This window comes from Clostridium culturomicium (assembly GCF_000821305.1).
In the GTDB taxonomy this organism is placed as follows: Bacteria; Bacillota; Clostridia; order Clostridiales; family Clostridiaceae; genus Clostridium_J; species Clostridium_J culturomicium.
The window spans coordinates 449,018-473,414 of the sequence record NZ_CCXK01000017.1 but is presented as its reverse complement, the minus strand read 5'-3'; the positions used below and the strand labels follow the sequence as shown (position 1 = coordinate 473,414).

General features: G+C 30.9%; 24 protein-coding genes, 1 tRNA gene and 1 pseudogene. 8 read left to right on the top strand and 18 right to left on the bottom strand.

Annotated features, from left to right (window positions below; genetic code table 11):
* Nucleotides 1-126: 126 nt before the first annotated feature.
* The 5 genes and pseudogenes from BN1075_RS14680 to glsA form a co-directional block, all read right to left on the bottom strand.
* Nucleotides 127-699 (bottom strand): lytic transglycosylase domain-containing protein, encoded by a 573-nt coding sequence (locus tag BN1075_RS14680; RefSeq protein WP_040193966.1) that lies wholly within the window; start codon nt 697-699, stop codon nt 127-129.
* Nucleotides 689-1,318, bottom strand: a complete 630-nt coding sequence (gene coaE, locus BN1075_RS14675; protein ID WP_052406567.1) for a dephospho-CoA kinase — start codon at nt 1,316-1,318, stop codon at nt 689-691. Before coaE ends, BN1075_RS14680 begins: the two co-directional genes overlap by 11 nt.
* On the bottom strand, nt 1,305-3,947 hold the full coding sequence (gene polA, locus BN1075_RS14670; RefSeq protein ID WP_040195210.1) for a DNA polymerase I: 2,643 nt from the start codon (nt 3,945-3,947) through the stop codon (nt 1,305-1,307). Before polA ends, coaE begins: the two co-directional genes overlap by 14 nt.
* A 318-nt stretch (nt 3,948-4,265) precedes the next feature.
* A pseudogene (locus BN1075_RS14665) lies at nt 4,266-4,946 on the bottom strand (DUF554 domain-containing protein).
* 26 nt (nt 4,947-4,972) lie between these two features.
* Entirely contained in the window at nt 4,973-5,887 is a 915-nt protein-coding gene (gene glsA / locus BN1075_RS14660) for a glutaminase A (RefSeq protein WP_040193965.1), read from the bottom strand.
* 145 nt (nt 5,888-6,032) lie between these two features.
* Between glsA and BN1075_RS14655 the strand changes: the two genes are divergently transcribed.
* A tRNA-Leu gene (locus tag BN1075_RS14655) sits at nt 6,033-6,119 on the top strand.
* A gap of 42 nt (nt 6,120-6,161) precedes the next feature.
* Here BN1075_RS14655 and BN1075_RS14650 read toward each other — a convergent pair.
* The 3 genes from BN1075_RS14650 to BN1075_RS14640 all read right to left on the bottom strand — a co-directional run bounded on the left by BN1075_RS14650 (nt 6,162) and on the right by BN1075_RS14640 (nt 7,902).
* On the bottom strand, nt 6,162-6,386 hold the full coding sequence (locus BN1075_RS14650) for a hypothetical protein (RefSeq protein WP_040193964.1): 225 nt from the start codon (nt 6,384-6,386) through the stop codon (nt 6,162-6,164).
* 89 nt (nt 6,387-6,475) lie between these two features.
* Nucleotides 6,476-6,943 carry a putative ABC transporter permease gene (locus BN1075_RS14645; protein ID WP_040193963.1) on the bottom strand — a complete coding sequence of 156 codons (468 nt, stop codon included), beginning with the start codon at nt 6,941-6,943 and terminating at the stop codon, nt 6,476-6,478.
* Nucleotides 6,944-7,059: 116 nt separating this feature from the next.
* A complete protein-coding gene (locus BN1075_RS14640) occupies nt 7,060-7,902 on the bottom strand; it encodes a putative ABC transporter permease (RefSeq protein WP_040193962.1) in 843 nt (280 codons plus the stop codon).
* Nucleotides 7,903-8,065: 163 nt separating this feature from the next.
* On the opposite strand from BN1075_RS14640, the gene ftsH reads away from it, so the two are divergent.
* Both ftsH and BN1075_RS14630 read left to right on the top strand, forming a co-directional pair.
* On the top strand, nt 8,066-9,937 hold the full coding sequence (ftsH, locus tag BN1075_RS14635) for an ATP-dependent zinc metalloprotease FtsH (protein WP_042387370.1): 1,872 nt from the start codon (nt 8,066-8,068) through the stop codon (nt 9,935-9,937).
* A 219-nt stretch (nt 9,938-10,156) separates the two neighbouring features.
* Nucleotides 10,157-10,627: a DUF4883 family protein gene (locus BN1075_RS14630; protein WP_042387368.1), complete on the top strand. Its 471-nt coding sequence runs from the start codon at nt 10,157-10,159 to the stop codon at nt 10,625-10,627.
* A 64-nt stretch (nt 10,628-10,691) separates the two neighbouring features.
* Here the strand turns inward: BN1075_RS14630 and BN1075_RS14625 are convergent, their stop codons facing one another.
* The 3 genes from BN1075_RS14625 to BN1075_RS14615 form a co-directional block, all read right to left on the bottom strand.
* Complete coding sequence (locus BN1075_RS14625) at nt 10,692-12,098, bottom strand: aminopeptidase (RefSeq protein ID WP_040193961.1); 1,407 nt, start codon at nt 12,096-12,098, stop codon at nt 10,692-10,694.
* 122 nt (nt 12,099-12,220) lie between these two features.
* On the bottom strand, nt 12,221-13,129 hold the full coding sequence (hprK, locus tag BN1075_RS14620; protein ID WP_040193960.1) for an HPr(Ser) kinase/phosphatase: 909 nt from the start codon (nt 13,127-13,129) through the stop codon (nt 12,221-12,223).
* Between the two features lie 29 nt (nt 13,130-13,158).
* Complete coding sequence (locus tag BN1075_RS14615; protein WP_235777819.1) at nt 13,159-13,368, bottom strand: DUF896 domain-containing protein; 210 nt, start codon at nt 13,366-13,368, stop codon at nt 13,159-13,161.
* 211 nt (nt 13,369-13,579) lie between these two features.
* Here BN1075_RS14615 and BN1075_RS22530 point away from each other — a divergent pair, with 211 nt between their 5' ends.
* Nucleotides 13,580-13,762, top strand: coding sequence for an aspartyl-phosphate phosphatase Spo0E family protein (locus BN1075_RS22530; RefSeq protein ID WP_040193959.1), 183 nt, complete (start codon nt 13,580-13,582; stop codon nt 13,760-13,762).
* Between the two features lie 5 nt (nt 13,763-13,767).
* On the opposite strand, the gene BN1075_RS14605 is transcribed toward BN1075_RS22530, so the two are convergent.
* From BN1075_RS14605 to BN1075_RS22240, 5 genes are all read right to left on the bottom strand, one after another.
* Nucleotides 13,768-14,337, bottom strand: coding sequence for a flavodoxin family protein (locus BN1075_RS14605; RefSeq protein WP_042387366.1), 570 nt, complete (start codon nt 14,335-14,337; stop codon nt 13,768-13,770).
* A gap of 2 nt (nt 14,338-14,339) precedes the next feature.
* The gene (locus BN1075_RS14600; RefSeq protein WP_040193958.1) at nt 14,340-14,735 is read right to left on the bottom strand and encodes a hypothetical protein; all 396 of its coding nucleotides are present in this window, start codon (nt 14,733-14,735) and stop codon (nt 14,340-14,342) included.
* Nucleotides 14,736-15,062: 327 nt separating this feature from the next.
* Nucleotides 15,063-15,542: a peptide deformylase gene (gene def, locus BN1075_RS14595; protein WP_040193957.1), complete on the bottom strand. Its 480-nt coding sequence runs from the start codon at nt 15,540-15,542 to the stop codon at nt 15,063-15,065.
* Between the two features lie 232 nt (nt 15,543-15,774).
* Nucleotides 15,775-17,610, bottom strand: a complete 1,836-nt coding sequence (asnB, locus tag BN1075_RS14590) for an asparagine synthase (glutamine-hydrolyzing) (protein WP_040193956.1) — start codon at nt 17,608-17,610, stop codon at nt 15,775-15,777.
* Nucleotides 17,611-17,802: 192 nt separating this feature from the next.
* Nucleotides 17,803-19,806, bottom strand: coding sequence for a S9 family peptidase (locus tag BN1075_RS22240; protein ID WP_040193955.1), 2,004 nt, complete (start codon nt 19,804-19,806; stop codon nt 17,803-17,805).
* A 149-nt stretch (nt 19,807-19,955) separates the two neighbouring features.
* Here BN1075_RS22240 and BN1075_RS14580 point away from each other — a divergent pair, with 149 nt between their 5' ends.
* Both BN1075_RS14580 and BN1075_RS14575 read left to right on the top strand, forming a co-directional pair.
* Entirely contained in the window at nt 19,956-20,693 is a 738-nt protein-coding gene (locus BN1075_RS14580) for a superoxide dismutase (RefSeq protein ID WP_052406566.1), read from the top strand.
* A gap of 179 nt (nt 20,694-20,872) precedes the next feature.
* Nucleotides 20,873-21,430 carry a metal-dependent hydrolase gene (locus BN1075_RS14575; protein WP_040193954.1) on the top strand — a complete coding sequence of 186 codons (558 nt, stop codon included), beginning with the start codon at nt 20,873-20,875 and terminating at the stop codon, nt 21,428-21,430.
* Between the two features lie 41 nt (nt 21,431-21,471).
* On the opposite strand, the gene BN1075_RS14570 is transcribed toward BN1075_RS14575, so the two are convergent.
* Nucleotides 21,472-22,407 (bottom strand): DMT family transporter, encoded by a 936-nt coding sequence (locus BN1075_RS14570; RefSeq protein WP_040193953.1) that lies wholly within the window; start codon nt 22,405-22,407, stop codon nt 21,472-21,474.
* 301 nt (nt 22,408-22,708) lie between these two features.
* On the opposite strand from BN1075_RS14570, the gene BN1075_RS14565 reads away from it, so the two are divergent.
* Complete coding sequence (locus BN1075_RS14565; RefSeq protein WP_197072326.1) at nt 22,709-22,969, top strand: ATP cone domain-containing protein; 261 nt, start codon at nt 22,709-22,711, stop codon at nt 22,967-22,969.
* Between the two features lie 105 nt (nt 22,970-23,074).
* On the opposite strand, the gene BN1075_RS14560 is transcribed toward BN1075_RS14565, so the two are convergent.
* Nucleotides 23,075-23,605, bottom strand: a complete 531-nt coding sequence (locus BN1075_RS14560) for a 2'-5' RNA ligase family protein (protein ID WP_040193951.1) — start codon at nt 23,603-23,605, stop codon at nt 23,075-23,077.
* Nucleotides 23,606-23,770: 165 nt separating this feature from the next.
* Here BN1075_RS14560 and BN1075_RS14555 point away from each other — a divergent pair, with 165 nt between their 5' ends.
* Nucleotides 23,771-24,373 (top strand): histidine phosphatase family protein, encoded by a 603-nt coding sequence (locus BN1075_RS14555; protein ID WP_040193950.1) that lies wholly within the window; start codon nt 23,771-23,773, stop codon nt 24,371-24,373.
* Nucleotides 24,374-24,397 lie beyond the last annotated feature (24 nt).

Sequence of the window (24,397 nt, the reverse complement as noted above, 5' to 3'; positions counted from 1 at the left end):
GTTTTATCCCATTTATCCGATGAATTAATTATATCACCACAAATTTCTATTTACAACAATAATTTATTAAAAAATAATAAAAATTTCTGGTATCAATTTTTTAAATCAATACCAGAAACAACAATTCTACTTAATATTAAAATCATATAAGAATTTATACATAGTATAATTTAATTTCACACGTTTTACATAGTTTTTGGTTTCATCAAAGGGAATTACTCTTAATTTCACTCCATCATCTGAATATTCTTCGTTAACGAGCCATCTTGAAACGTTGCCTGGACCTCCATTATAAGCCGCAAGGACTAAATCATAATCTCCATTAAAATCATCGCTAAGCTTATTTAAATACCAAGTACCAAGATTAATATTAACATTAGGATCTTTAATCATTTCTTCAGTAAAGTTCTCTATTCCAATTAATTCAGCAATCCAAATCCCTGTATCAGGCATTATCTGCATCAATCCCATAGCTCCTTTTGAGGAAACGGCTTCTGCATTAAATTTACTCTCTGTATTTATAACTGATGCCACCCAGATAGGATCCACATTATAAAGTTCACTATACTGTAGGATACTTTCCTTGTATTCAAGTGGAAAAAAGCTTCTAAGTATAATTTTAAAGTTTGCAAATATAATTACTGCAATTAAGATAATAAGCAATATCTTTCTAAGTTTTTTACTATTTCTACAGAACATTTTTCCCCCTAAATTCTTTTAGCTCCTTAATAATTGAATCAACCTGGAATTTTGTATACTCCAAGGTATCTCCATTGTCTATTAAATAATCTGCATACTTAACTTTTTCTTCAGTAGACATTTGATTATTAATACGATTTATTGCTTCTTCTCTAGTAAATTCGTCTCTTGCCATTACCCTTGAAATTTGAAGCTCTTTCATTATTGCAATGACAATAACAAAGTCCATTTCTTCGTGCAGATTATTTTCTATTAACGTAGGTGCATCTAAAACACATATTTCCTCACCCATGTTATCATATTCATCTATTTCCATAAATATGTCCTTTAATATATATGGCATTAAGATCCCTTCATAAACATCCTTTTTCTCTTTGTTAGAAAAAATCAGTTCTCCCATTTTTCTTCTTAGGAAATTCCCATCTTCATCAAAGAACTCTTCTCCAAAAGTTTCCTTAATTTTTATTAGTATCTCTGGATGGCTTGAAAGCACCTTTCTAGAAATCATGTCAGCATCAATCACTGGAATCCCCTGATTTTTAACCATTGAACTTACAGTGCTTTTACCAGATCCAATTCCCCCAGTTAACCCTACCTTTAATATTTTATTTTGCTTCATACCAGGTATCTCCTAATGAAACATCCACGTCTAATGGCACTTTAAGGTCAAGTACATGCTCCATCTCATTTTTAACTAAATCTTTGACTTGATCTAGTTCATCCTTGCATACATTTAAAATCAATTCGTCATGAACCTGAAGAATAAGTCTGCTTTTTAATTTCTTTTCTTCAAGTTTATTAGCAACATTTATCATAGCAATTTTAATAATATCAGCAGCACTCCCTTGGATTGGTGCATTCATAGCTAACCTCTTTCCTAAAGCTTTAACCATTTTATTTGAAGATTTAACCTCAGGTATATATCTTTTTCTGTTCAAAAGAGTTGTTACAAAGGAATTTGCTTCAGCATCTTCTACTACCTTTTCCATATATTCTCCTACTTTTTTATATCTAGCTAAGTAAGCATCTATATACTGTTTTGCTTCAGCCCTTGTTATTCCTAAATCCTGCGCCAAGCTGAAATCTCCTATTCCATAAACTATTCCGAAGTTAACTGCTTTAGCGTTACTTCTCATAGTTTTTGTAACTTCTTCCACAGGTACATTAAATACTTCTGCTGCTGTAGATGTGTGAATATCAGCATGACCCTTAAAAGCTTTAATCATATTCTCATCATCGGAAATATGAGCAAGAACTCTAAGTTCTATTTGAGAATAGTCAGCTGAGAGAATAACAGAATCTTCATTGTGAGGTATAAATACCTTTCTTATACTTCTTCCATTTTCATTTTTTATAGGAATGTTTTGAAGGTTTGGTTCAGTACTAGATAATCTTCCTGTTGTAGTAACAGTTTGAGTAAAGTTAGAATGGATTCTTCCATCACTATCAATTACAGCCTTTAACCCTTCAATATATGTTGAATATAATTTTGAGAGCTGTCTGTAATATAGAATTTTATCTATTATAGGATGCTTATCTTTTAAAGCGTCTAAAACTTCAGCATTAGTTGAGTATCCTGTTTTAGTTTTCTTAATTACTGGTAAATCAAGTTTTTCAAAAAGAATCTTTCCTAATTGTTTAGGTGAATTAATATTAAATTCTTCCCCTGCCAAAGAATAAATATCTGCAGTGAGCTCTGCTATCTCGGCGCTGAATTTAACTCCTAAATTGTCAAGCTCCTCTTTATTGATGTTAAAGCCCTCATATTCCATATAAGCAATTACTCTAGTTAATGGCTGTTCCACCTTAACTAAAAGCTCAGTCATGTTTTCTGAATCTATTTCCTTACTAAGTAATTGATATAACTCCTTCATGGCAGAAAGCTCTTTAGCTTTTAATTCATCACCTTCTCCACTAAAGTTTTTACCTAATTTTTCTTCAAGAATTGTTTTTAATGAATACTCTGATTTAGATGAGTCTAATAAGTAGGCTGCAATCTCTTCATCAAAATCTATTAAATCCATATGAATTCCTAGTTTTAATAAAGCAGTATAGCCATACTTCACTCCATGAGTTATCTTTTTAACTGAAGAATTTTCGAATAAAGCTTTTAAAGCTTCTACAAATTCACTTTTATTTTCTTCCATAAGCTTTTCACAATGAACGATATAAATTTGTTCATTAATCATTAAACCAAGATAAGACAGCTTTGTCATGGTAAAACTATTTGTATTTTCTACATAAAACTTTACAAATAGCTTCTCCTTAATAGAATCCTTAATTCCCTTTAAGGCTTGAATATTATCTACAGTTACAAACTTCACTTCTTCCTCAGATTCAATGGTTCCACTATTTCCCTCTTGACCTGCTTCACCTTCAAGAGCTTGAAGTTTATTTAAGATTGACTTAAATTGAAGCTTTAAACACATCTCTCTTACTTCTGGATTATTGAAGCTTCCAGGCGTTTTAATCTCTTCAATACTGGTATTTATTGGAACTTCAGTGATAATTGTTGCCAGCTTTTTACTTAATATAGCCTGTTCTCTATATTCAACTAAAGATTCTTTAAGTTTCTTTCCACTAACAGCATCTATATTCATTAATAAGTTTTCCATATTGCCATATTCTTTTATTAATTTAAAAGCAGTTTTCTCACCGACACCTGGTATTCCAGGTATGTTATCAGATTTATCTCCCATCAATCCCTTAACATCGATGTATTGGGTTGGAGTTACTCCAAAGTCAGCAATAAATCTTTCTTTATTATAAATTTCTTTCTCACTTATTCCCTTTTTATTAATAACAACATTAACGTGATCCGTTGCCAGCTGAAGAGCATCTCGGTCACCTGTAACTATGTATACTTCCATACCAGCTTCCTCTGCTCTGCAGGAGAAGGTTCCTATTAAATCATCAGCCTCAAAGCCTTCCATTTCAAAAACACCTATGCCCATTTTAGTAAGTATTTCTCTTATTACAGGGAACTGCATTGTCAGCTCAGGAGGTGTTTTCTTTCTTCCAGCCTTATAATCCTCAAAATCATTATGTCTAAAAGTTTTCTTTGACTTATCAAAGGTAGTAATTATGTAATCAGGCTGTATATCTTCACGAAGCTTAAGAAGCATCGTTAAAAATCCATATACCGCGTTTGTATGCATCCCTTCCTTAGTGCTCATATCAGGAAGAGCAAAAAAAGCTCTATATAATAAACTATTTCCATCTAATATAGCTATTTTTTTTCTATTAATTTTAACCACATCCTATTCTATTAAAGTAAACCTCCAAATTCAATTCTAGCTATTAGAGATATTTTATATTTCGGTTCTCTTTACTTACTAAAAGATCATCTAAAACTGGAAGAATAATTTCTATTGAAAGCTTCTTACCTATACTATTTTTCACTTTTTATACTTCAAAGTCAAGGAAATAAGTAAATTTAATAATATTTACTCAATATCAATATTATTAACAATAAATATGTGTAGTAACAGGTGTAAATGAAATTTAACAATTCATTTATCATATAAAAAAAGCAAGCACTTCACATTGAATGAAGCTGCTTACTTTTACATAAACAAATATATTAAAATTGGTAAAAATATAGCTGGTATATAATTCATTACTTTTAACTTAGTAACATTAAGCATATTTAATCATAGGCCAATTATTAACAATGATCCTACACAGGTCATTTCAGCAATAACTATTTCACTCAAGTATGGAGAAATAAACTGTGCTAATAATGTTATACTTCCTTAATAAATAAATACAAATGCTGCTGAAAATAAAACTCCAACCCCTAATGATGCTGAAAATAAAATGGAAGCAACTCCATCTAATATTGATTTTGTAAATAGCATTTCATGATTTCCAGTTAATCCACTTTGCAATGAACCCACAATTGTCATTGCTCCAACGCAGAATAATAAACTTGCTGTAACAAAGCCCTCTGCAATGGAAACACTTTTATCTCCTGACTTAAAATTTTCCTCTATGAATTCTCCTAGATTTCTTACTCTTTTATCTAAATCTATAGCTTCCCCAATTATGGCTCCAATAACAATAGAAAAAATCACAACCATAGTGTTCTGTCCCTTCAGAGCACCTGATATTCCGATATAAAGTACACACAAGGCTAATCCATTCATTACAATATCTGAAAATCTTTTTGAAACACCTTGCTTTATTACTAATCCAATTAATCCCCCTACAATGACGGATACAGTATTCACAATTGTTCCTATCATATTAACCCCCTGCAACCTCTAAAACTCTAAAAAATACTTAAATCTAGTTCTTGTGAAAGCTTCTCCAATATTTTAATTCCACCACTGCTATTACCTTTAGAATTTAATGCTGGACCTACAACTCCAATGCCCATTCTTCTCGGAACAGCAGCCATTATACCACCACCAACTCCACTTTTCGCTGGTATACCAATATGTACAGCAAATTTACCTGAAGCATCATACATTCCACATGTAACCATGATAGTTTTAATTATTCTGCAAGCCTCCCTTGAAATTACCCTTTCATTAGTTAAAAGAACGCCATCATTGGCAAGCATTGCACCAATTCTTGCAATATCTTTGCTGGTAACTTCCATGGAACAAGCTTTGAAATATACATCAAGAATTTCTTCAACACTTCCTTCAATAATTCCATTTCCCTTCATATAATAAGCTAGGGCTCTATTTCTATCCCCTGTTTTCTTTTCACTTTCATATACACTATCATTTATGCTTATATATGGATTGCCAGTAATTTTTCTTGTGAAATTTAATATTCTTGTAGCCTTTTCCTCTATTGTATCTCCATGAATTAATGACACAATTGCAATTGCCCCAGCATTTATCATTGGATTTAATGGAATTTTTTCCTCATGGGAATCTAAATTTGTTATTGAGTTAAAGCTAGCTTCTGTTGGTTCCATTCCAACCCTTGAAAATACATATTCTATTCCATTATCAAGAATGGCAAGCATTAAAGTTACCACCTTAGAAATACTTTGAATGGTAAATTTAAAATCATATTCACCTGCAAAATATTCCTCTCCACCTAATGTAGTAACCCAAATTCCTAGGATGTCTGGATTAGCCTTTGCCAATTCAGGAATATATGAAGCTACCTCTCCTTTACTTGTCCAAGGTCTACATTCTTCAACTATATTATCTAATATCCTCTTCATCTTTTTATTCCTCACTTTAAATTTAAATTCATACCATAATTATATCTTTAAGTATTTCTTTTAACTAGTATAAAATATAATAAATTATATTCATAAAAAAACTATTGTAATCACTAGAATAATGTGGTAATATAATAAAGTACTCGCCGGTGTGATGGAATTGGCAGACGTACGGGACTCAAAATCCCGCGGTGGCAACACCGTACCGGTTCGACCCCGGTCACCGGCACCATGTAGAAACAACCCTTGATAATTCAAGGGTTGTTTTTATTTGTTAAATAAATTCTGTTGAACTGATATTGTTCAATCCATTAAAAAATTCTTCAACTCCCATAAACTCTCCTGTATTTCTTCCAGCGCTTTCCAAAGCACTTTTCCTGTAAAAATTTAAAGCATCTTCTATGGAGTTAAAGGAATCTTTTACAAAGTTGAAATTTTCCGCTGATAACTCATTAAGAAATTGATTTACATCCATTTTATTGATACTATTCAATTGCATTTTAACACCCCTCTTATAAATTAGACGTTAATATTAGTTTATTTAATACCACTTCACTAACTTATTGCTTCACTTCATATATATGCCCTCTACTTCAAAGTAATAAGTCTTTTTATGTAAACAAATAAATTCCCCTCATACTCTTCGTTAAAGAAAACATATCCAATATAATCATTTAACCAAAGGGCTATAATACTCAAGAAAAACCATGCAATCCCGAAGGATGGGCATACCTGCCCTAAGATATTCATTGGTTCCTTTGAATAATCCCACACCCCTAACTGAAACTTAATATTAAGGATGTACCCTGAAATGAATTCAATAAATAATACTAAAAGAGCACTAATGGCACATTTTTGCCATAACTTAAGCTTTAGCCCTTTTTCACTAAGAATACCTATTAAGCCTCCACAAAGTCCTCCAACTACAATCATTGATGGATGAGTATATCCTCGAAATAAAAGTTCAATATTTGTATAACCACAACCAGTAATAATAAAAATCAAAGCAAACTTTTTTAATTTAATCAATTTATTTTTTTCTAATATTAATTTCATATTATTACATCCAATCTTTAAATACTTTATCCTACCACCTTATATTCTCCTTATATAATTTGTAATATGCAGTAATTGTTTAAAATCTAATAAAAATTGGTTCAGCCTTTATTTATCTATCTCTTGGAATTCACACGTTCCTTAACCTTTTCCCATGCATCAGCATATCTTGTGGATTTTAATCTTGGAAAGGCTTTTGCCAGCCTCCTGTCTTGTAGCTTTCTCATACTTAACAGCTTTTTAATATTATCAGTATAGTATTCACTGCTTTCAAATCTACTGTGAATAGATTTCTTTACTTCTTTAAAAATTCTTTTTATGTTCTCAACATCTTCGTCTACAGTACCTCTCAATTCAAGGGAAGCTACCTTCGCAGTTATCCACTTATTTATACTTGCTTCATTTTCCCTATAATGAAGATTAATTGCCTCTTGTATTTCTTTCAACCTTCCATTTAAAGCTAGCAGATGAGTTACTGTGAACACTAAATCAATTGCCATAATAAGACTTGTTCCAACTGCAACACATATGAGTACTCCATTAGGAACTAAATTTGTATAACCCTCAATTATAGGCTGAATAAACTTTATTAATACCACCGAAAAGGTTCCAAAAACAATTGCTCCAAGCAAACAAACTCTGCCATGAATATTAAATTTATATCTAGTATAATCCCACCACTTTGCATGAAATAATTTTTCTAAAATTACTGATGTTAAATATTCAATTGTACAGGCTAAAACTGCTCCTGTTATAAACAGTTCCAAATAGCTTGATTGATTATCATTTAAGAAAAATATAACAGCAACTGCTCCAACTCCATACACAGGACACACTGGCCCATTTAGAAACCCCCTGTTTACTAATTTTTTATCAGTTATAGAACATAATGTAGATTCATATACCCATCCTGCACAAGAATAAAATACAAACCAAATAAAATACTTTACTACACTCACTTTAAATCCCCCTTTCTGGAACTGATGGTAATAAATCTCTATTTTACACCTTCAATGAAAACAAAGAATTACATTTCTATTAACATTAGATAAAAGTATATATTTAGTGATATAATATACATTATTTGATTAACAAGTTATACATCTAAGGAGGTCATATATAATGAAGAATGAAAAGAATACTAAGAAACCTTTAATATATTATTATTTAATTGTTCTTTTAATTGTGGTTATATTAAATTCAACTATAATTCCATTAATTGTTAATAGAAATGTTAAAGAAGTTAACTATAGTACGTTTTTAACAATGCTCAATAATAAAGAAATATCTACTGTTGAGCTTCAAAAAAACCAAATTGTATTTAAGTCAAGTGACGAAAATGATAAAACTATCTATATTACTGGTGCTGCTCCTGATAGCGGCATTGTGGACCGATTAGTCGCTTCCGGAGCTGAATTTAACCAATTAATCCCCCAAGAGGCAGATCCTTTAATTACCTTTATACTATCTTGGGTAATGCCATTCTTTATGTTCTTTATCCTTTGGCAGATAGTTTCAAAATCTATGGGAAAAAGAATGGGTGGTAACTCCATGAGCTTTGGGAAAAGTAAAGCAAAAGTTTACGTTTCAGCTCAAACAGGCAAAACTTTTAAGGACGTAGCAGGTCAGGATGAAGCAAAGGAAGCGCTTACTGAAATAGTAGATTTTTTACATGATCCAGCCAAATACAAAGAAATTGGTGCAAAACTTCCAAAAGGAGCTTTGCTAGTTGGCCCTCCTGGAACAGGAAAGACCCTGCTTGCTCAAGCCGTTGCTGGAGAAGCAAGTGTACCTTTCTTTTCAATTTCCGGTTCAGAATTTGTTGAAATGTTCGTTGGTATGGGTGCTGCCAGAGTAAGAGATTTATTCAAACAAGCTCAAGAAAAAGCACCTTGTATTGTATTTATTGATGAGATTGACGCTATAGGTAAAAAGCGTGATAACTCTGGTATGGGTGGCAACGATGAAAGAGAACAAACCTTAAACCAGCTTCTTACTGAGATGGATGGCTTTGATGGAGGTAAAGGAGTCGTAATCCTTGCAGCTACCAATAGGCCTGAAACCTTGGATAAAGCGCTTTTAAGACCTGGTAGATTTGACAGACGTATTCCTGCTGAATTACCTGATTTAAAAGGCCGTGAAGACATCTTAAGAGTTCATACAAAAAACGTAAAAGCAAGCGATGATATTGATTTTAACGCCATTGCAAGAGCAACCTCTGGTGCCAGTGGTGCCGAGCTTGCAAACATAGTAAACGAAGCTGCTTTATTAGCAGTTAAAAATAATCGTAAATTCATTGTTCAAAGAGATTTAGAAGAATCTGTAGAAACAGTTATTGCTGGTTATCAGCGTAAAAATGCTGTTATCTCAATGAAAGATAAGCTTATCATAGCTTATCATGAAATCGGCCACGCTCTTGTAGCTGCAAAACAAAAGCATTCTGCACCAGTTCATAAAATTACTATTATTCCAAGAACCAGTGGTGCTCTTGGATATACCATGCAGATTGATGAAGGTGAAAAAGTTCTTATGAGCAAAGAGGAATGTATCAACAAAATTGTTACTTACACCGGTGGAAGAGCAGCTGAGGAGCTAATTTTTAATTCCATTACATCCGGCGCAGCTAATGATATTGAACAAGCAACCAAAATTGCTCGTGCAATGATAACAAGATTTGGAATGAGTAGTGAATTTGATATGATGGCATTAGAAACAGTATCAAATCAATATCTTGGAGGAGATGCTTCCCTTGCCTGCTCTGCTGAAACAGCAACAAAGGTAGACACTGAAGTCCTTACAGTAATTAAAACTGCTCACGAAACAGCTACTGAAATCTTAAAAGAAAATATAGATAAACTTCATGAACTTGCAAAACACCTATTAGAAAAGGAAACAATAACAGGTGAGGAATTCATGGAAATCTTAAATGGTGAAATTAAGAAGCCAGATGAATTAATACATCCTACAGAAGCTTCAATTTTAGAAAACATATAAGAAATTAAAGCAGGCTTGTCCTGCTTTAATTTTTATCTTTAATTTTATTAATATTCACAAAACTAATCAATTTACTTAAACCTGCTTTATATAAATTAAAGTATGGTTCTTTATATGGTATGAGATTATTGAATACAATATTACTTTTAAATTTATATATGAATAGTAGTAATAATTTTCTTCTCCACCACATACTTAATAGAAACAGGGGGGATTAAAATGAAGAATAAGCTTCTAATTGTATTCTTAATTGTATGCATTGTAAGTTGCACAGGTTGTACAAATGTAAATAAGTTATTTAATAAAAATAAACCATCATCTAACTATTATACTGAAAATCTCGTAAAAAAATTATCTTCTGAAAAACCAAAAACTATTAAGGTCTTTTACAAAGAATTTTTTGATGAATTTACATTCCCTGAAACTGAACGTACAGATATTTTAAGTTTCATAAATATATTAAACGAAAAGAATTTTATTGAAAAACCATCCGATTTACCTGATACATATAAGTATAAGGTCTATATAGATTTTAATGATTTAAAATACGCAATCACTATCTTTAATGAAAAGTATATATCAATTTACAGCTGGGATGGTGACTATGAAGTTGATTATGTAGATATGTCAGATATACCTTTACAGCTTAATTTATATAGTATCTGTAAGTTCTTTACTAATGATAATTAATTTTTATAAAAAAAAAGGATAAATCCTTAAACTGGATTTATCCTTTTCTTTTTAAATTGCTTTATTAGATATATCTTAAGAATGCTTCGTATGCTCTGCAACCTTCATAAATATCAGCTTTACTTGCAATTTCCCATGGAGCATGCATGTTGTGAAGTGCCATACCTGAATCTATTACTTCCATTCCATAGTTAGCTAAAATGTAAGCAATAGTTCCACCGCCACCTTGGTCAACCTTTCCAAGCTCAGAAGTCTGCCAACAGATGTTATTATCATCCATTATTTTTCTTAACTCAGCAATAAATTCTGGATTAGCATCGTTACAGCCACCCTTTCCTCTAGAACCAGTATATTTATTAAATACTATACCTTTTCCAAAGAAAGCGTTATTTTGCTTTTCACTTACTGATGGATAGTTTGGATCATATGCTGCACTAACGTCTGATGAAAGCATTTTAGAATTTGCAAGAGCTCTTCTAACTTTTATGTCGCTGTAATCTTCAAATAAATTGATTATTTCAGCTACTGTGTTTTCGAAGAATCTTGACTGCATTCCTGATGCTCCTTGGCTTCCAACCTCTTCTTTATCAACAAGTAGTGTTATACAAGTTTTATCAGTTGAAGCTAAATTCATTTGTGCTTCAAAAGAAGTATATGCACAAATTCTATCATCATGACCATAAGCCATAACCATAGAACTATCTAAGCCATAGCTTCTAGCTCTTCCAGCAGGAACAACTTCTAATTCAGCAGAAACAAAATCTTCCTCTGTTATTCCATATTTGTCATTTAAAAGCTTTAAGATGTTAAGCTTAACTCTATTTTTAGCATCTTTGTCTTCTATAGGCATTGAACCTACACAAACGTTTAATGCTTCTCCTTCTATTCCCTTTGCCATTGTTTTACCCATTTGATCAGCAGATAAGTGTACTAAAAGATCAGAAATACCTACAACTGGATCTTTATCATCTTCACCAATAACAATATTTACTGTTTCACCATCTTTTTTACATACTACTCCATGAATAGCTAGTGGAATTGTTACCCACTGATATTTCTTTATTCCGCCATAGTAATGAGTTTTTAGTAAAGCTATATCTGAATCCTCATATAATGGATTTTGCTTTAAATCGATTCTTGGAGAGTCTATATGTGCTCCTAAAATTCTAAAGCCTTTTTCCATTGGTTCACTTCCTATTAAAAATAAAGCTAATGCTTTTCCCATGCAGTTTGCATAAACCTTATCTCCTGCTTGAAGTTTTTTACCAGCAGAAATAACAGAGTTAATATCAACATATCCCTTGGCTTCAGCTAAAGCTATAAACTCAGTAACGCATTCTCTTTCTGTCTTACATTTAGACATAAAATCTATGTATCTGTCAGAAAGCTCAAAAGCTTTTTCTAAATCTTCTTTAGTAAACTTATCCCATGCTAAGTCATACTTTTTCTCAAGTTTTTTTAAATCTTCCATTGAAATCCCTCCCAAAAATAATTATTAGTTCTAAAAGTATATCTTTATATTACTTCATATACAAATTATTTACAATGAAATTTTTGAAAATTTAAAATTGCCAAAGTTGATTTTATTATTTATCACTGGTCTCCATCCATTATTCTTTTTTCAATTGTTTCAACTGCAGAAGTATTTGAAGTAGCTTTATATCTAAAGTTTGCAGCTGCAGCCTCTATAATAACTGCAATGTTTCTTCCCGGTTTTAATGGAAGCTTAATTTTTTCAACATTTATCCCTAAAATCTCCATATAGTCACTGTCTACACCTAATCTATCGTAACTACCATTTGAATCCCAATTTTCCAAATAAATCACTAAATTAATCTGCTTTTTAGAAACTATACAACTGCTTCCATATACTGCGGATACATCAATAATCCCCATACCTCTTACTTCCATCATTCCTCTTGTGATATAAGGACAAGAACCATACAACTTACCATCAATTTCTTTAATATCAACGGCATCATCTGCTCCTAACCTATGCCCTCTTTTAATTAATTCTAGTGCAGCTTCACTTTTACCAATTCCACTTTCTCCTATTATTAAAATACCTATACCATATACATCAACTAAAACTCCATGCAGCCTTGTTTCAGGTGCTAAATTCTCATCAAGATAATTGCTTATTCTATTAATAAATCTTGTAGATTTAATATTACTTCGCAAAACTGTAATGTTTTTTTCTTTTGCTTCATCAAGAAATTCCTGATGCATTTCTAAGCCTCTTGTAATTATAATAACAGGAACAGGATATGAAAAGAATTTCTTTATCCTGCGTAGTCTGATATCAGGTTCTAAATAATTTAAATAACTCCACTCAGTTTTCCCTACAATTTGAATTCTTTTGTTGTCATAGTAGTTATAAAAACCTGCAAATTGCAATCCTGGTCTATTTATATCACTTATCTCAATGTTTGATTCTAAATTTCCTTCAACCAATACTTCCAGTTGATAATTATTTACTAAATCTGAAACCCTTACTCCCACCAGTATCCCTCCATGGCAATAAAATTATGCTAGTTATTTTTGCTAGGATCAACTTTTTTATATCCCGCTATTTGTTGTCTAAAGTTATTTTTCACATTATTTATATATCTTTGTCTTAAAACCTTTTGTCTTTCTTTTTCTTCTTCTGACAATCCTTCCTCTTGACTTTTCTTATACATTGCATTTATTTCTTCTATTACTTCCTCAATCTTCATATCATCTATATTCTTAAATTCCATTTTCTTTTCCTCCTATATAATGCTTATTTGATTACTTATATCCTTTTAAATAAGCTTATGAAATGTAATAATATGTAAACTAACTTTCGTGCTATTTTCCATATTTTGATGTAAATTGTAAAAAAATGAACTAATTTGACTACCAAAATATGTTAACTTTAATTCCAATGTCTGTTAAAATAGAAATATAATACTTCGGGGGTGCATTTGTATGTTATTAAAATTTAATATACTAAAACAAAAAATAAAGTCATTCAAATTCATGTTAGGTGTATTACTTCGATTCAAAAAACCTACTGACAATATCGTTGTAATATGCTCTCAACAATTAGATGAATACTTAGTACAATACCACAAAATTAAAAATAAATCTAAGATAAATAAATCAGCATAACATTATTAAATTTCAAGTAAATTACTTATAGTTTCTTGGCAGCTCAAAATAGATGCTGCATTATTTTCTAAATAATGATGATCTTTATCCGTATTTGCAATGAACAACTTGTATTCAATTGTACAATTCAGGGTATTAAAAAAATATTTTGCAATAGTTTCCATAGGCATATACATATTTTCCCACTCAATACCACCATCAAAAATTAATATACCTTTTTTTGGCTTTGTAGTTTTATTAAATATATATTTTTCACTCCAAATAAGCTGACATCTATCCATTATTGCTTTTAAAGGTGCTGGAAACATGCCAAAATACATTGGTGATGCAAGGATAATAATATCACAGTTCTTTAAGTAATCATAAATAGGTTCCATATCATCTTTTATGGAGCACTGCCCTATTTTATGACTACAGCCTTTACAATCTACACAAGGCATTATTTGTTTTTTATAACAATCCACATTGATTATATCCGCTTTAGATGTATCTATTGTTGATAAAACCTTCTCAACAATGTTTTTTGTATGTCCTTTTTTATTTGGCGAACCATTAATTACTAATATTTTTTTCATAATTATAGCTCTAAAATTAAATCATCAATGCTGATTGGAAGATTCTTTCTGTAAAACGCAACCAAAAATGACATTTCCTCATAACTATCCTCAGACAATTCAAATGATAACATCTCATAATCTAAAGAATAATCATCGGCAATTTCATCTATAATATCATTAATATTATCAATTGCCATGTCATTTAAATATGGAAGAAGATATTCTTGATACCATTCTTCTCCCTCTTTTTCATCTTCACATTCATCATCAGCATACTCTCTTGCGCCTTCTAATTCCAAGTCATCAAATTCATACGAAAATTTAACAATAAAACATTCATCATGTTTTTTTATTTCTTTTACATTATCTAAATCATTATCTTCTAAAATTTCAATTATTTCATCTTTATTAAACATACTTATCCTCCTATGAGTACAACATACCCATTTCATTTATATTTTCCTAATGAAACTCTTAACCCTATGAAAACATAAAATTGAATTTCAAAATTTAAATTAAAACATATATTGAATGTTTATACTTATATTCTTACCATTAATTTAAATTTCACTTATTCTATAATAATCCAAAATATAATATAAATCCATATAATGAGCAAAAATAACTAAAGCATAGATTAGATAGCCACTTGAATTTATGTTAACCAAATCAAAGATTTGGACATTCACTTAAAAAAAATCTTAGACGAAGATTATATATCTATCTTCCCCTAAGACTTTCAATTATTCTTCTATATCTTCAAGCACGTACATTTCTGTTGCTTTTTCCATATATAAGATACCTTCAAGATGGTCCATCTCATGACAGAAAACTCTAGCCATAAAATCCTTAACACTATAAGTAATTAATTTTCCTTCTTCATTTAATGCTTCAACAACCATGCTAGTTGGTCTTTCTACTAATCCTTCGTGATTTACATAGCTAAGACACCCCTCATAATCAACTGCAGTTTCCTTTGACGCACTTTTAACTTTTGGATTAATTAAAATAATTGGATCACTATTATCCTCTGTTACATCTATTAATATAACTCTTTTATTTACTGCTATTTGTGGTGCTGCTAAACCAACTCCGCTAACAGTTCCTAAAGTATCCTTTAAGTCTTGAATAAGACCCTTTATTTCATCATTAATTTCCTTAACTTCTTCGCTTATTTTATTTAAATGCTTATCTCCGTATTGAACAATTTTTCTAACTGCCATTAAAAAGCACTCCCTTCAGTTATAATAAATATATACTATATTAAACCATACTTTTATATAATTTTCATTAACTATTTTATTAATACTTAAACACCTTAATATATTTAATAAGATGTTTATTATCTTTAATGCAATTTTCTCTCTAAAACAACACTACCTTTATCCTTTCTATTATTTTATTATTAAACATGATAATAAATAAGGACTGTTGACATTTCAACAGCCCTTATTACTATTCTATATCAATATTAAATTTCTTAAACCATAAATCCAATTGAATAATATATGCTAATACTTGTGGCGCTCTCATCAATTGACCATACCATGGCTGAGCTAACGCATTAGGATTTTCTATTATTCCATTTATAGTATCATGATTTATTAATGTTGCAGCCAAAGAGGATTTATCATTTAAAATCTTTCTTGCACCTTCACTTACCAGGTTCATGTATATTGGATTGTGAGTTTTTGGATATGGACTCTTCTTTCTCCACAAAATCTCTTCTGGTAAAATGCCTTCCATCGCTTCTCTAACTATCCCCTTTTCTCTTCCTTCACTTGATTTGATGTTCCAAGGCATATTATAAGCATACTCCACTATATTATGGTCACAGAATGGAACTCTTACTTCAAGTCCATTGTACATACTCATTCTATCCTTTCTGTCTAAAAGAGTCTGCATAAACCAATATAGATTAAGCATGAACATTTCTCTCATCCGGCTATCTAATGCTGAATCTGTTGAAAGCTTATCTGTGCTTTTAACAGTACCTAAATATCTTTCTAATACATAATCATCTCCATTTTTGATAATTCCACTTTTTAAAACATTATGGCGAAGCTCTAAAGTCCTTGACCAAGGAAAATTTTCCTCAAATAATATTTTTTCATTATGATACCATGGATAACCACCAAAAAGCTCATCAGCACATTCACCTGAAACACCTACTGTAAAGTCTTTCTTTATTTCTCGACAGAATAGGAGTAAAGATGAATCTATATCTGCCATGCCTGGCAAGTCACGAGCTTCCATGGCACCTTCCAAGGCTATGTCTAAATCAACATTACTTAATTCAATATTTCTATGTTCGGAATTAATAAACTTAGACATTATATCAATAAATACTTCATCACTATTAGGCTGGAACATACTTTTAGTAAAATATTTGTCATTGTCAGTATAATTTACTGAATACGTAGTAAGCCTTCCCTTTCCTTCTTTTTCATAATGTTTTGAAGCAATAGCTGAAATGATGCTGGAATCCAATCCACCTGATAAAAAACAACATAACGGAACGTCTGAAATTAGCTGCCTTTCAATAGCATCAATTATTAATTCTCTAGTTCTTTCTTTTGTAGTTTCTATATCATCTAAATGCTCTTTAGCTTTTAATGTCCAATAATATTTAAGTTTCATGTTTCCTTTTGAAAGCTTTAAATATTCACCTGGCTTTAGCTCCTTTACACCTTTTATTACTCCGCACCCTGGTGTTCTTCCTGGCCCTAACATAAATAATTCACTTAATCCATTTTCATCTATTACATGCTTAACTCTTGGGTGACTTAATATAGTACTTATTTGCGAACCAAATATTACTCCTCCATCATAGTCATAATAAAATAAAGGTTTAACCCCCATTCTATCTCTTACAACGAACAGTTCTTCCTTAACACTGTCCCAAATTGCAAAAGCATAAATTCCATTTAATTTATCAACACAACTTTCACCAAAGCATACATAGGATGCTAGCAAGACTTCTGTATCTGAGTGACCCTTAAATTCATATCCAAAAGCTTCAATTTCTTTTCTTAATTCATTAGTATTATATAACTCACCATTATAAACTAATGTATAATTCCTGCCATTTCCTTGGTAGTTCATTGGCTGCTTTCCATTTTCAGGATCTATTACTATTAATCTTCGATGAACCAAAACCGCTTTCTGACTTTTAAAAACTCCGCCTTCATCTGGACCTCTTCTTACTAAAGTATCCCTCATTGCTTTTATTATTTTTTCTTCATGATTTATTTTATTGTTGAAGTCAATCCAACCAGCAATTCCACACATATAGATTCCTCCCTTTGTTCTTTAATCGCTTAAGCCTTCATAAAGCTAAGATAAAATGCTATATTCCATTCTTAAGATAATAAGTATAAATGCTATATTATAAAATATTTCTTTATCTCCATTTTTGCTACTTAAAGTAAATATTTTCACAAAATAAAATGAGTGCACATTATCGTACACTCACTTTAAAAACTATTTCAAATGACTTTCAAACCAATTTGTTATTTCTGTTAATCTTCTTATTCTGTGCTTTGGTTTTCCACTTCTGCTTAATTCATGGTTTTCACCTCTAAACATACAAAGCCTAGATTCAACTCCATGGTACTTAAGAGCAGTGAACATTTGAAGCCCCTCTGCAAGCCAGCATCTATAGTCTTCTTCAGAGTGGATAAACAAAGTAGGAGTAGTTACCTTATCTGCATACTTAAGTGGTGAATGGAACCAAAGTTTATCAACATCACTCCATGGAGTTCCACTATTTTGGTCTTCAACAAAATAATATCCAATATCTGTTGTGCAGAATTTTGATATCCAGTTTGAAATACTTCTTTGAGACGCAGCCGCTTTAAATCTATTAGTATGACCTATAATCCAGTTAGTCATAAATCCACCGTAAGACCCACCAGTAACCCCTACTCTTTCCTCATCAATATCACCATAGGTCTTTAATACTTCATCTGTGAATTTCATTAAGTCATCATAATCAATGGTACCATATTTTCCACGAATATCAGCAAAGGCTCTACCTCTTCCATCACTGCCTCTCGGATTACAGAAGAACACAAAGTAACCCATGTTAGCCCACAACTGCATTTCATGATAGAAAACTTCACCATAAACAGTTTTAGGACCACCATGAATATCTAATATAGCTGGATATTTCTTACCTGGCACATAATCTGCTGGCTTTAATACCCATCCTTCAATTGTTACACCCTTATCTGATTCTACTAAAACTAATTCTGGCTTTATAACCTTAAACTCTTCTTGAATCCAAGTGTTAAAATTAGTAACTTGTTCTTCTTTACCATCTTTTATTAGATATAATTCTTGAAGCTTTTGTTCTCTCATGGCAATTGTAATAATATTACCATTCTTAACATCGAAACAATCTATAGAGCCTTTTACTTCATCAACCCTTTCTACATTGCCTTCAATATCAATTCTATTTAAGTAAGAGCTATCCCTTTCAGTTGTGATAAAGTATAAATACTGCCCATCTTTTACTGAATTTTTTCCTCCACCATATCTGCAGTCAGAGCCTACAGAGTTCCACAAACTATTATCAAAATCTGAAGTTAACAACTTTCTTTCTTTTGAATTTAAATCTATCAAATAGAATTTTCCATCTTCATTTATTCCATAGTCTTTCCTATCTGTTCCTGAAACCAGAAGGCTATTTTCACCAATAAACTTAACATGTCCATAAGAAAATTCTTCTTTTGAAGAAACTAAAGTCAAGTTACCACCATTTAAATCATATATGTATAACTCATCATTTAATGGTGCCATATCCTTATAGGAACTTGAAACTAAGGCAATAAGATTTTTCTCTTCATTAACCTCAATTCCCATAACAGAAGAAAACTCCTCAGTAATTGGTTCAATTAAATTTTCTTTAACATGATACTTATATAACCCACTTCTTAATTTATTAGTGAATCCACTTCCATTGCTCCAAAATGGTATTTCATCTAAAACCTCATAATCCTTATCATCTTTTTTTGCTTCTAAATACTCTTTCCTTTCTTCGTCACTTAACTGAAAATATTTTTTCTCTCCAGCTTTATGGGTTGCAGTAAATATAAATAAATCATCATTTATTTCATATATTGAGTTTACATTCATATTAATTTTAAAAGCTTTCACTGCTTCTCCGCCATGAATATTAATTTTGTAAAATTGCGAAAATTCTTCACCGTTTTTCAAAGCATCTTTATCCTTGCGCTCTCTAACTGCTTGAAATACTATAGTTTCATTATCCTTAAGCCAGATATAATTTCGCTCTCCATTCATCGCTGTGAGCTGATATGATTTTTTATCTTTCAAATCATACACCCATAAATTTGAACTATAGCTATTGTCATCTAAATTACATGAAGTTACCGCAAAGCCTGCCTTGTCACCTTTAGGCGATAATTCTAGTGATGATAAAAATTTGTATTTTGTAAAATCATCTAATTGAATGTTTCTCATAAAAATACCCCCATCTAATTACATTTTACCTAATATATGTATTATATCACAAACTTAATTCGCATGTCTAAATATTTTCTTTCTCTTTCCAATATTTTCTACAAATAAAAAAGCACCAATTGAAAAAAACTATATTAGAGGTGATAAACTTGAAGAAACAATTAAAATACCTGTTAGGATTTTTTTTATTCATAGTCATATGTTCTGAAACCGTATATGGATTAACTCCATTAAATAACATTCCAAAGTCAAATTCCTCATGCTTAAACTCTACTTATACTCTTGAACCATTGCCTTACAGTCAAGATTCCCTTGAACCTTATTGGGACAGTGACACTATAGTCATACATCATGAAAAAATTGAACAAGCATATGTTGATAATTATATTTCAGAGGTCAGAAGATATCCTGAGCTTGAATCCATAGACTTTGAGGAAATTCTACATAATTCCAAGATAATACAGAAAGAATCAAAAGAAACCATACTTAAATATGCAGGTGGAATTTATAATCATAACTTTTTATGGAGAAGTATTTCACCTCAAGGTGGTGGCAATCCCACTGCTAATATTGGAGATGCTATTGAAACTCAATTTAAGTCATTTGATAATTTCAAGTTAGAATTTGAAAAGACTGCTTTAAACCTTTGTGGCTCTGGATGGATCTGGATTGTATCAGATAATAAAGGTAATTTATCTATTAAAACTACACTGAATGAAGATACACCTCTTGTAAAAAAAGAACATCCAATTTTATGTTTAGATCTATGGGAACATGCGTATTATTTAAAATATCAGAATAGAAAATCTGAATATGTAACCTCTTTCTGGAGTATTGTAAATTGGGAATTTGCAGAAAATAACTACCTTAATGCTTTTAAAAAGTAACTTAACTATTTTTTGTATATCTTTATTAAAACAGTCATAAATCAATAGAAGTAATATGATTGTTTTAATAAAGAATAAATTATGAAAACATATGTACTCCTTTTTGTTATTATTGTATAATATCAATATGATATTCATTATCAGAATATAAATAAGGTGAAGATATTAAAGGTGCACAAATGACAAAACAAACGCATTCATCAGGAGGATTTTTGATTGCAGCCTTTGCGATATATCCTTTTATAATTAAATTTATAGAAAACTATAACTTGCCTTATAAGCTGTTGTTAATATTTCTATATTTTCATTTTGCAGACTTAGGTTCATCTTTTCCTGACATAGATATGAAAAGTTCCTATGTAAGCAAAAGATATCCATTTCTTTCAAAACATTTTGGAAAAAATTTTAAACATCGTGGTTTTACTCACAGTATTGTTTTCTTACTTCTTCTCGGAATTGTCTGCATTGCTTTAAACTACATCAGTCAGTTCAATATAGTTGTTCATTCAATAACCTTTGGGTTTTATGTAGGGTATGGCTCACATATTCTATTAGATTTGTTTAATCCCCAAGGAGTTGAGCTTTTTTACCCCTGTAAAATCAACTTTAAAATACTTTATATAAAAACTAACTCCACATCTGAAAAGCTATTTCATGGCTTTTTAAATCTCCTTTCAAGCTTGCTTTTAATTTATTATTGTATTTCTTATTTGAAATTACTTGACTATGTACGATAAAAAAGCTATTAATCATTTTCTTGATTAATAGCTTTTTATCTTTACTTTATAGTTACAGTCTCCTCATTAACTGACTTTAATTCATCCGCAGGCTTTATTTGAGAAATAATAATTGCTACAAATATTAACACACATCCTATCAAGCCTCTACCATTTAAGCTTTCTTCTAAGAATAAAGCTCCGCCAATAACACCAAATACTGACTCCATACTTAATAAAATTGCTGCATGTGTTGGTTTTGCATCCTTTTGAGCAACAACCTGCAGGGTATATGCCACTCCAACAGATAAAAGGCCGCCATACAAAATTGCCATTAACGCTCCTTTTATCCCTGCAGCTGTGATAGTTTCAAAACCCAAAGCAACTACTAAGCTTAAAATTGAGCATGTTGCAAATTGAATACTAGATAATTTTAAAGGATCTATCTTTTTGGTGAAATTATCTATTATTAATATATGCGTTGCCCATAGAAAAGAACTCATAAGAACCAGTAAATCGCCTTTTCCTATTGATAATCCGTCTGTAATCGTTAATAAGTACAATCCAATAATGGCAAGAACAATTCCAATCCATGTATTTTTATTGGTTTTTTGTTTTAAAAATAATCCTAAAACAGGTACTATTACCATATAAATACCAGTTATAAATCCACCTTTACCTGCCGTTGTTGATGCCATCCCTATTTGCTGTAAAGCAGCGGCAATGAACAAAACTATTCCAGCTATTAATCCAGCTTTAAAAGTTTCTTTTCTATCTGCTTCTATTGTATTAACATCCTCCTGAACATTCTTTGCCTTCTTCCTACTCAAAAATAGAATAAGTGGAAGCAAAGAAATACTTCCAATAGCAAATCTAATACCATTAAAAGTAAAGGCTCCTAGATGCTCAGATCCCACTCTTTGTGCTACAAAAGAAAATCCCCAAATTGCTGCAGTCAATAAAAGTAACACATTAGCTTTTAACTCTTTTTTAGTCATAAATATCCCTACCTTTCTTTAAATATAATAAGTTAATAAAAACCCTCTATTTAATGAATATTCTATACATCCAATGTTATTCCTTCTAGACTTTCTTGTTTATTTGACTAATTGCGCTATTTTTCGTTATTTATACATCATATTAAAGAATAATCATCAAATATACTTAATAATTATTACTTTTACTTTCATTATAATTAACACATGAATTAAATAGGGCATACTATAATATACATATATAGAAAAGAGGTGATTTTTAGTAGGATTATTAATTAATCTTACTATAATATTTATGAAGTTAATGAAAAAAGATGGAAAAATTGTAGACTTCAATCCTTCAAAAATTATAACTTCGATAGAAAATGCAGCTGATGATATTGGAATAAGTGTAACTTCAAGTGATATTAAACTGTTAAGTGAAGACATAATAAACAGTTTAAAGCTTCTTTCAAGGGAAGCAAATTATACTAGCAGCTACGAAGTCAGAAGTCTTGTTGTTGACACACTTATTAAAAATGGGCATAAAAACATAGCTAAATCATACATGTCCAATATGTTTTAAAAGTGAATGACAGCTCATCTTATGATATGCTCCTTTTATAGTAGAAAGGGTCAGTTCATTATGTAGCTGTCACTTACTTTTTTTATCTATTTTTTATTTTTTTAATTAACCTTTAAATTTAAATTCCTTATGAAGCACCCAAGTATCCCCTTGCCATTTATAAACTGTCACGTTATCAAAATCTTCATCAAAATTACAACTTAGTGTACTTATGTATGCCCATAAACTTTCAAATATTTTATTTATTTTTTTAGATGCCACAGTTACGTGAACTTTTTTATTTCTTCCATCTATATCAGAAAATTTCAAGAAGGATATCTTAGTAAGTTCATCTATTAAAGTATCATGAAGCATTCTGCATTGTTTATCCATCTTCACATCCATAAAAATTACCCTATCATCAAAATGATTAAATCCTTCAACTTTATAATTTTGTTTTTTATTTAAATTGCAATACTTCGATATAGCATTTTCTAATTCTAATATACTTCCATCATATTCAAAAGGCGCCTTTATAGTAAAATGAGCTGGCAATTTAGACGATCTAGCTTTAAACTTTTTAAAGACCTCTTTTCTTAAAGAATTATTAAACTCGCCACCCTTACCTTTTAATACAGAAACAATTACATACCTCAATAAAATACCTCCTTTAAGTATATTTAAAATATATAAATCTGAATTAACTTCTTAGTATTTTAAAATAACGTTAACAATATCCTGTTAATACCTATGATATAATATTTTCATCGTTTTGTTTAGAATTTTTTGAAATTTTATTTTATATAAAGGAGATGATTATTATTGTACATACTTATAATAAGACATGGACAGTCTGAGGCAGACATTCTCAATGTACACGAAGGAAGAGCCGACTTTCCCTTAACTAATCTTGGAATAAAACAAGCTACTGTAATGGCTGAAGCTTTATCATCCAACTATAAAATATCAAAAATCTACTCTAGCCCCTTACTACGTGCTAAGGAAACTGCTCAAAGCCTTTCAAAAGCCACACATGCACCTATCACCTTTGAGGATAATCTAATGGAGTTCAATAATGGTCTTCTAGCAGGTCTATCAAGAGAAGAAGCAAACGAAAAATACCCTGAACCTGAAGTTAGATATCCACATACTGCTTTATACGGCATGGAATCTATGATCAACTTCAGAAGCAGGGCTGAAGCAATCCTTTCAAAGATAATAGCTGAAAATAACCCTTACTCAACAATAGCTATTGTTGCCCACGGCGGAATAATAAACATGCTTCTAAGAAGTTTTCTCGAGCTTCCCTTAAATAGCTCAATATTTTTTTCAACGGGTGATACCGGCGTTCACCTACTTCAAATAAATAATTTTCATAGAAGATTAGTATATTCAAATAACACCGAACATATTAAACATATATAGAAATAAGGTATGAATACACCAAAG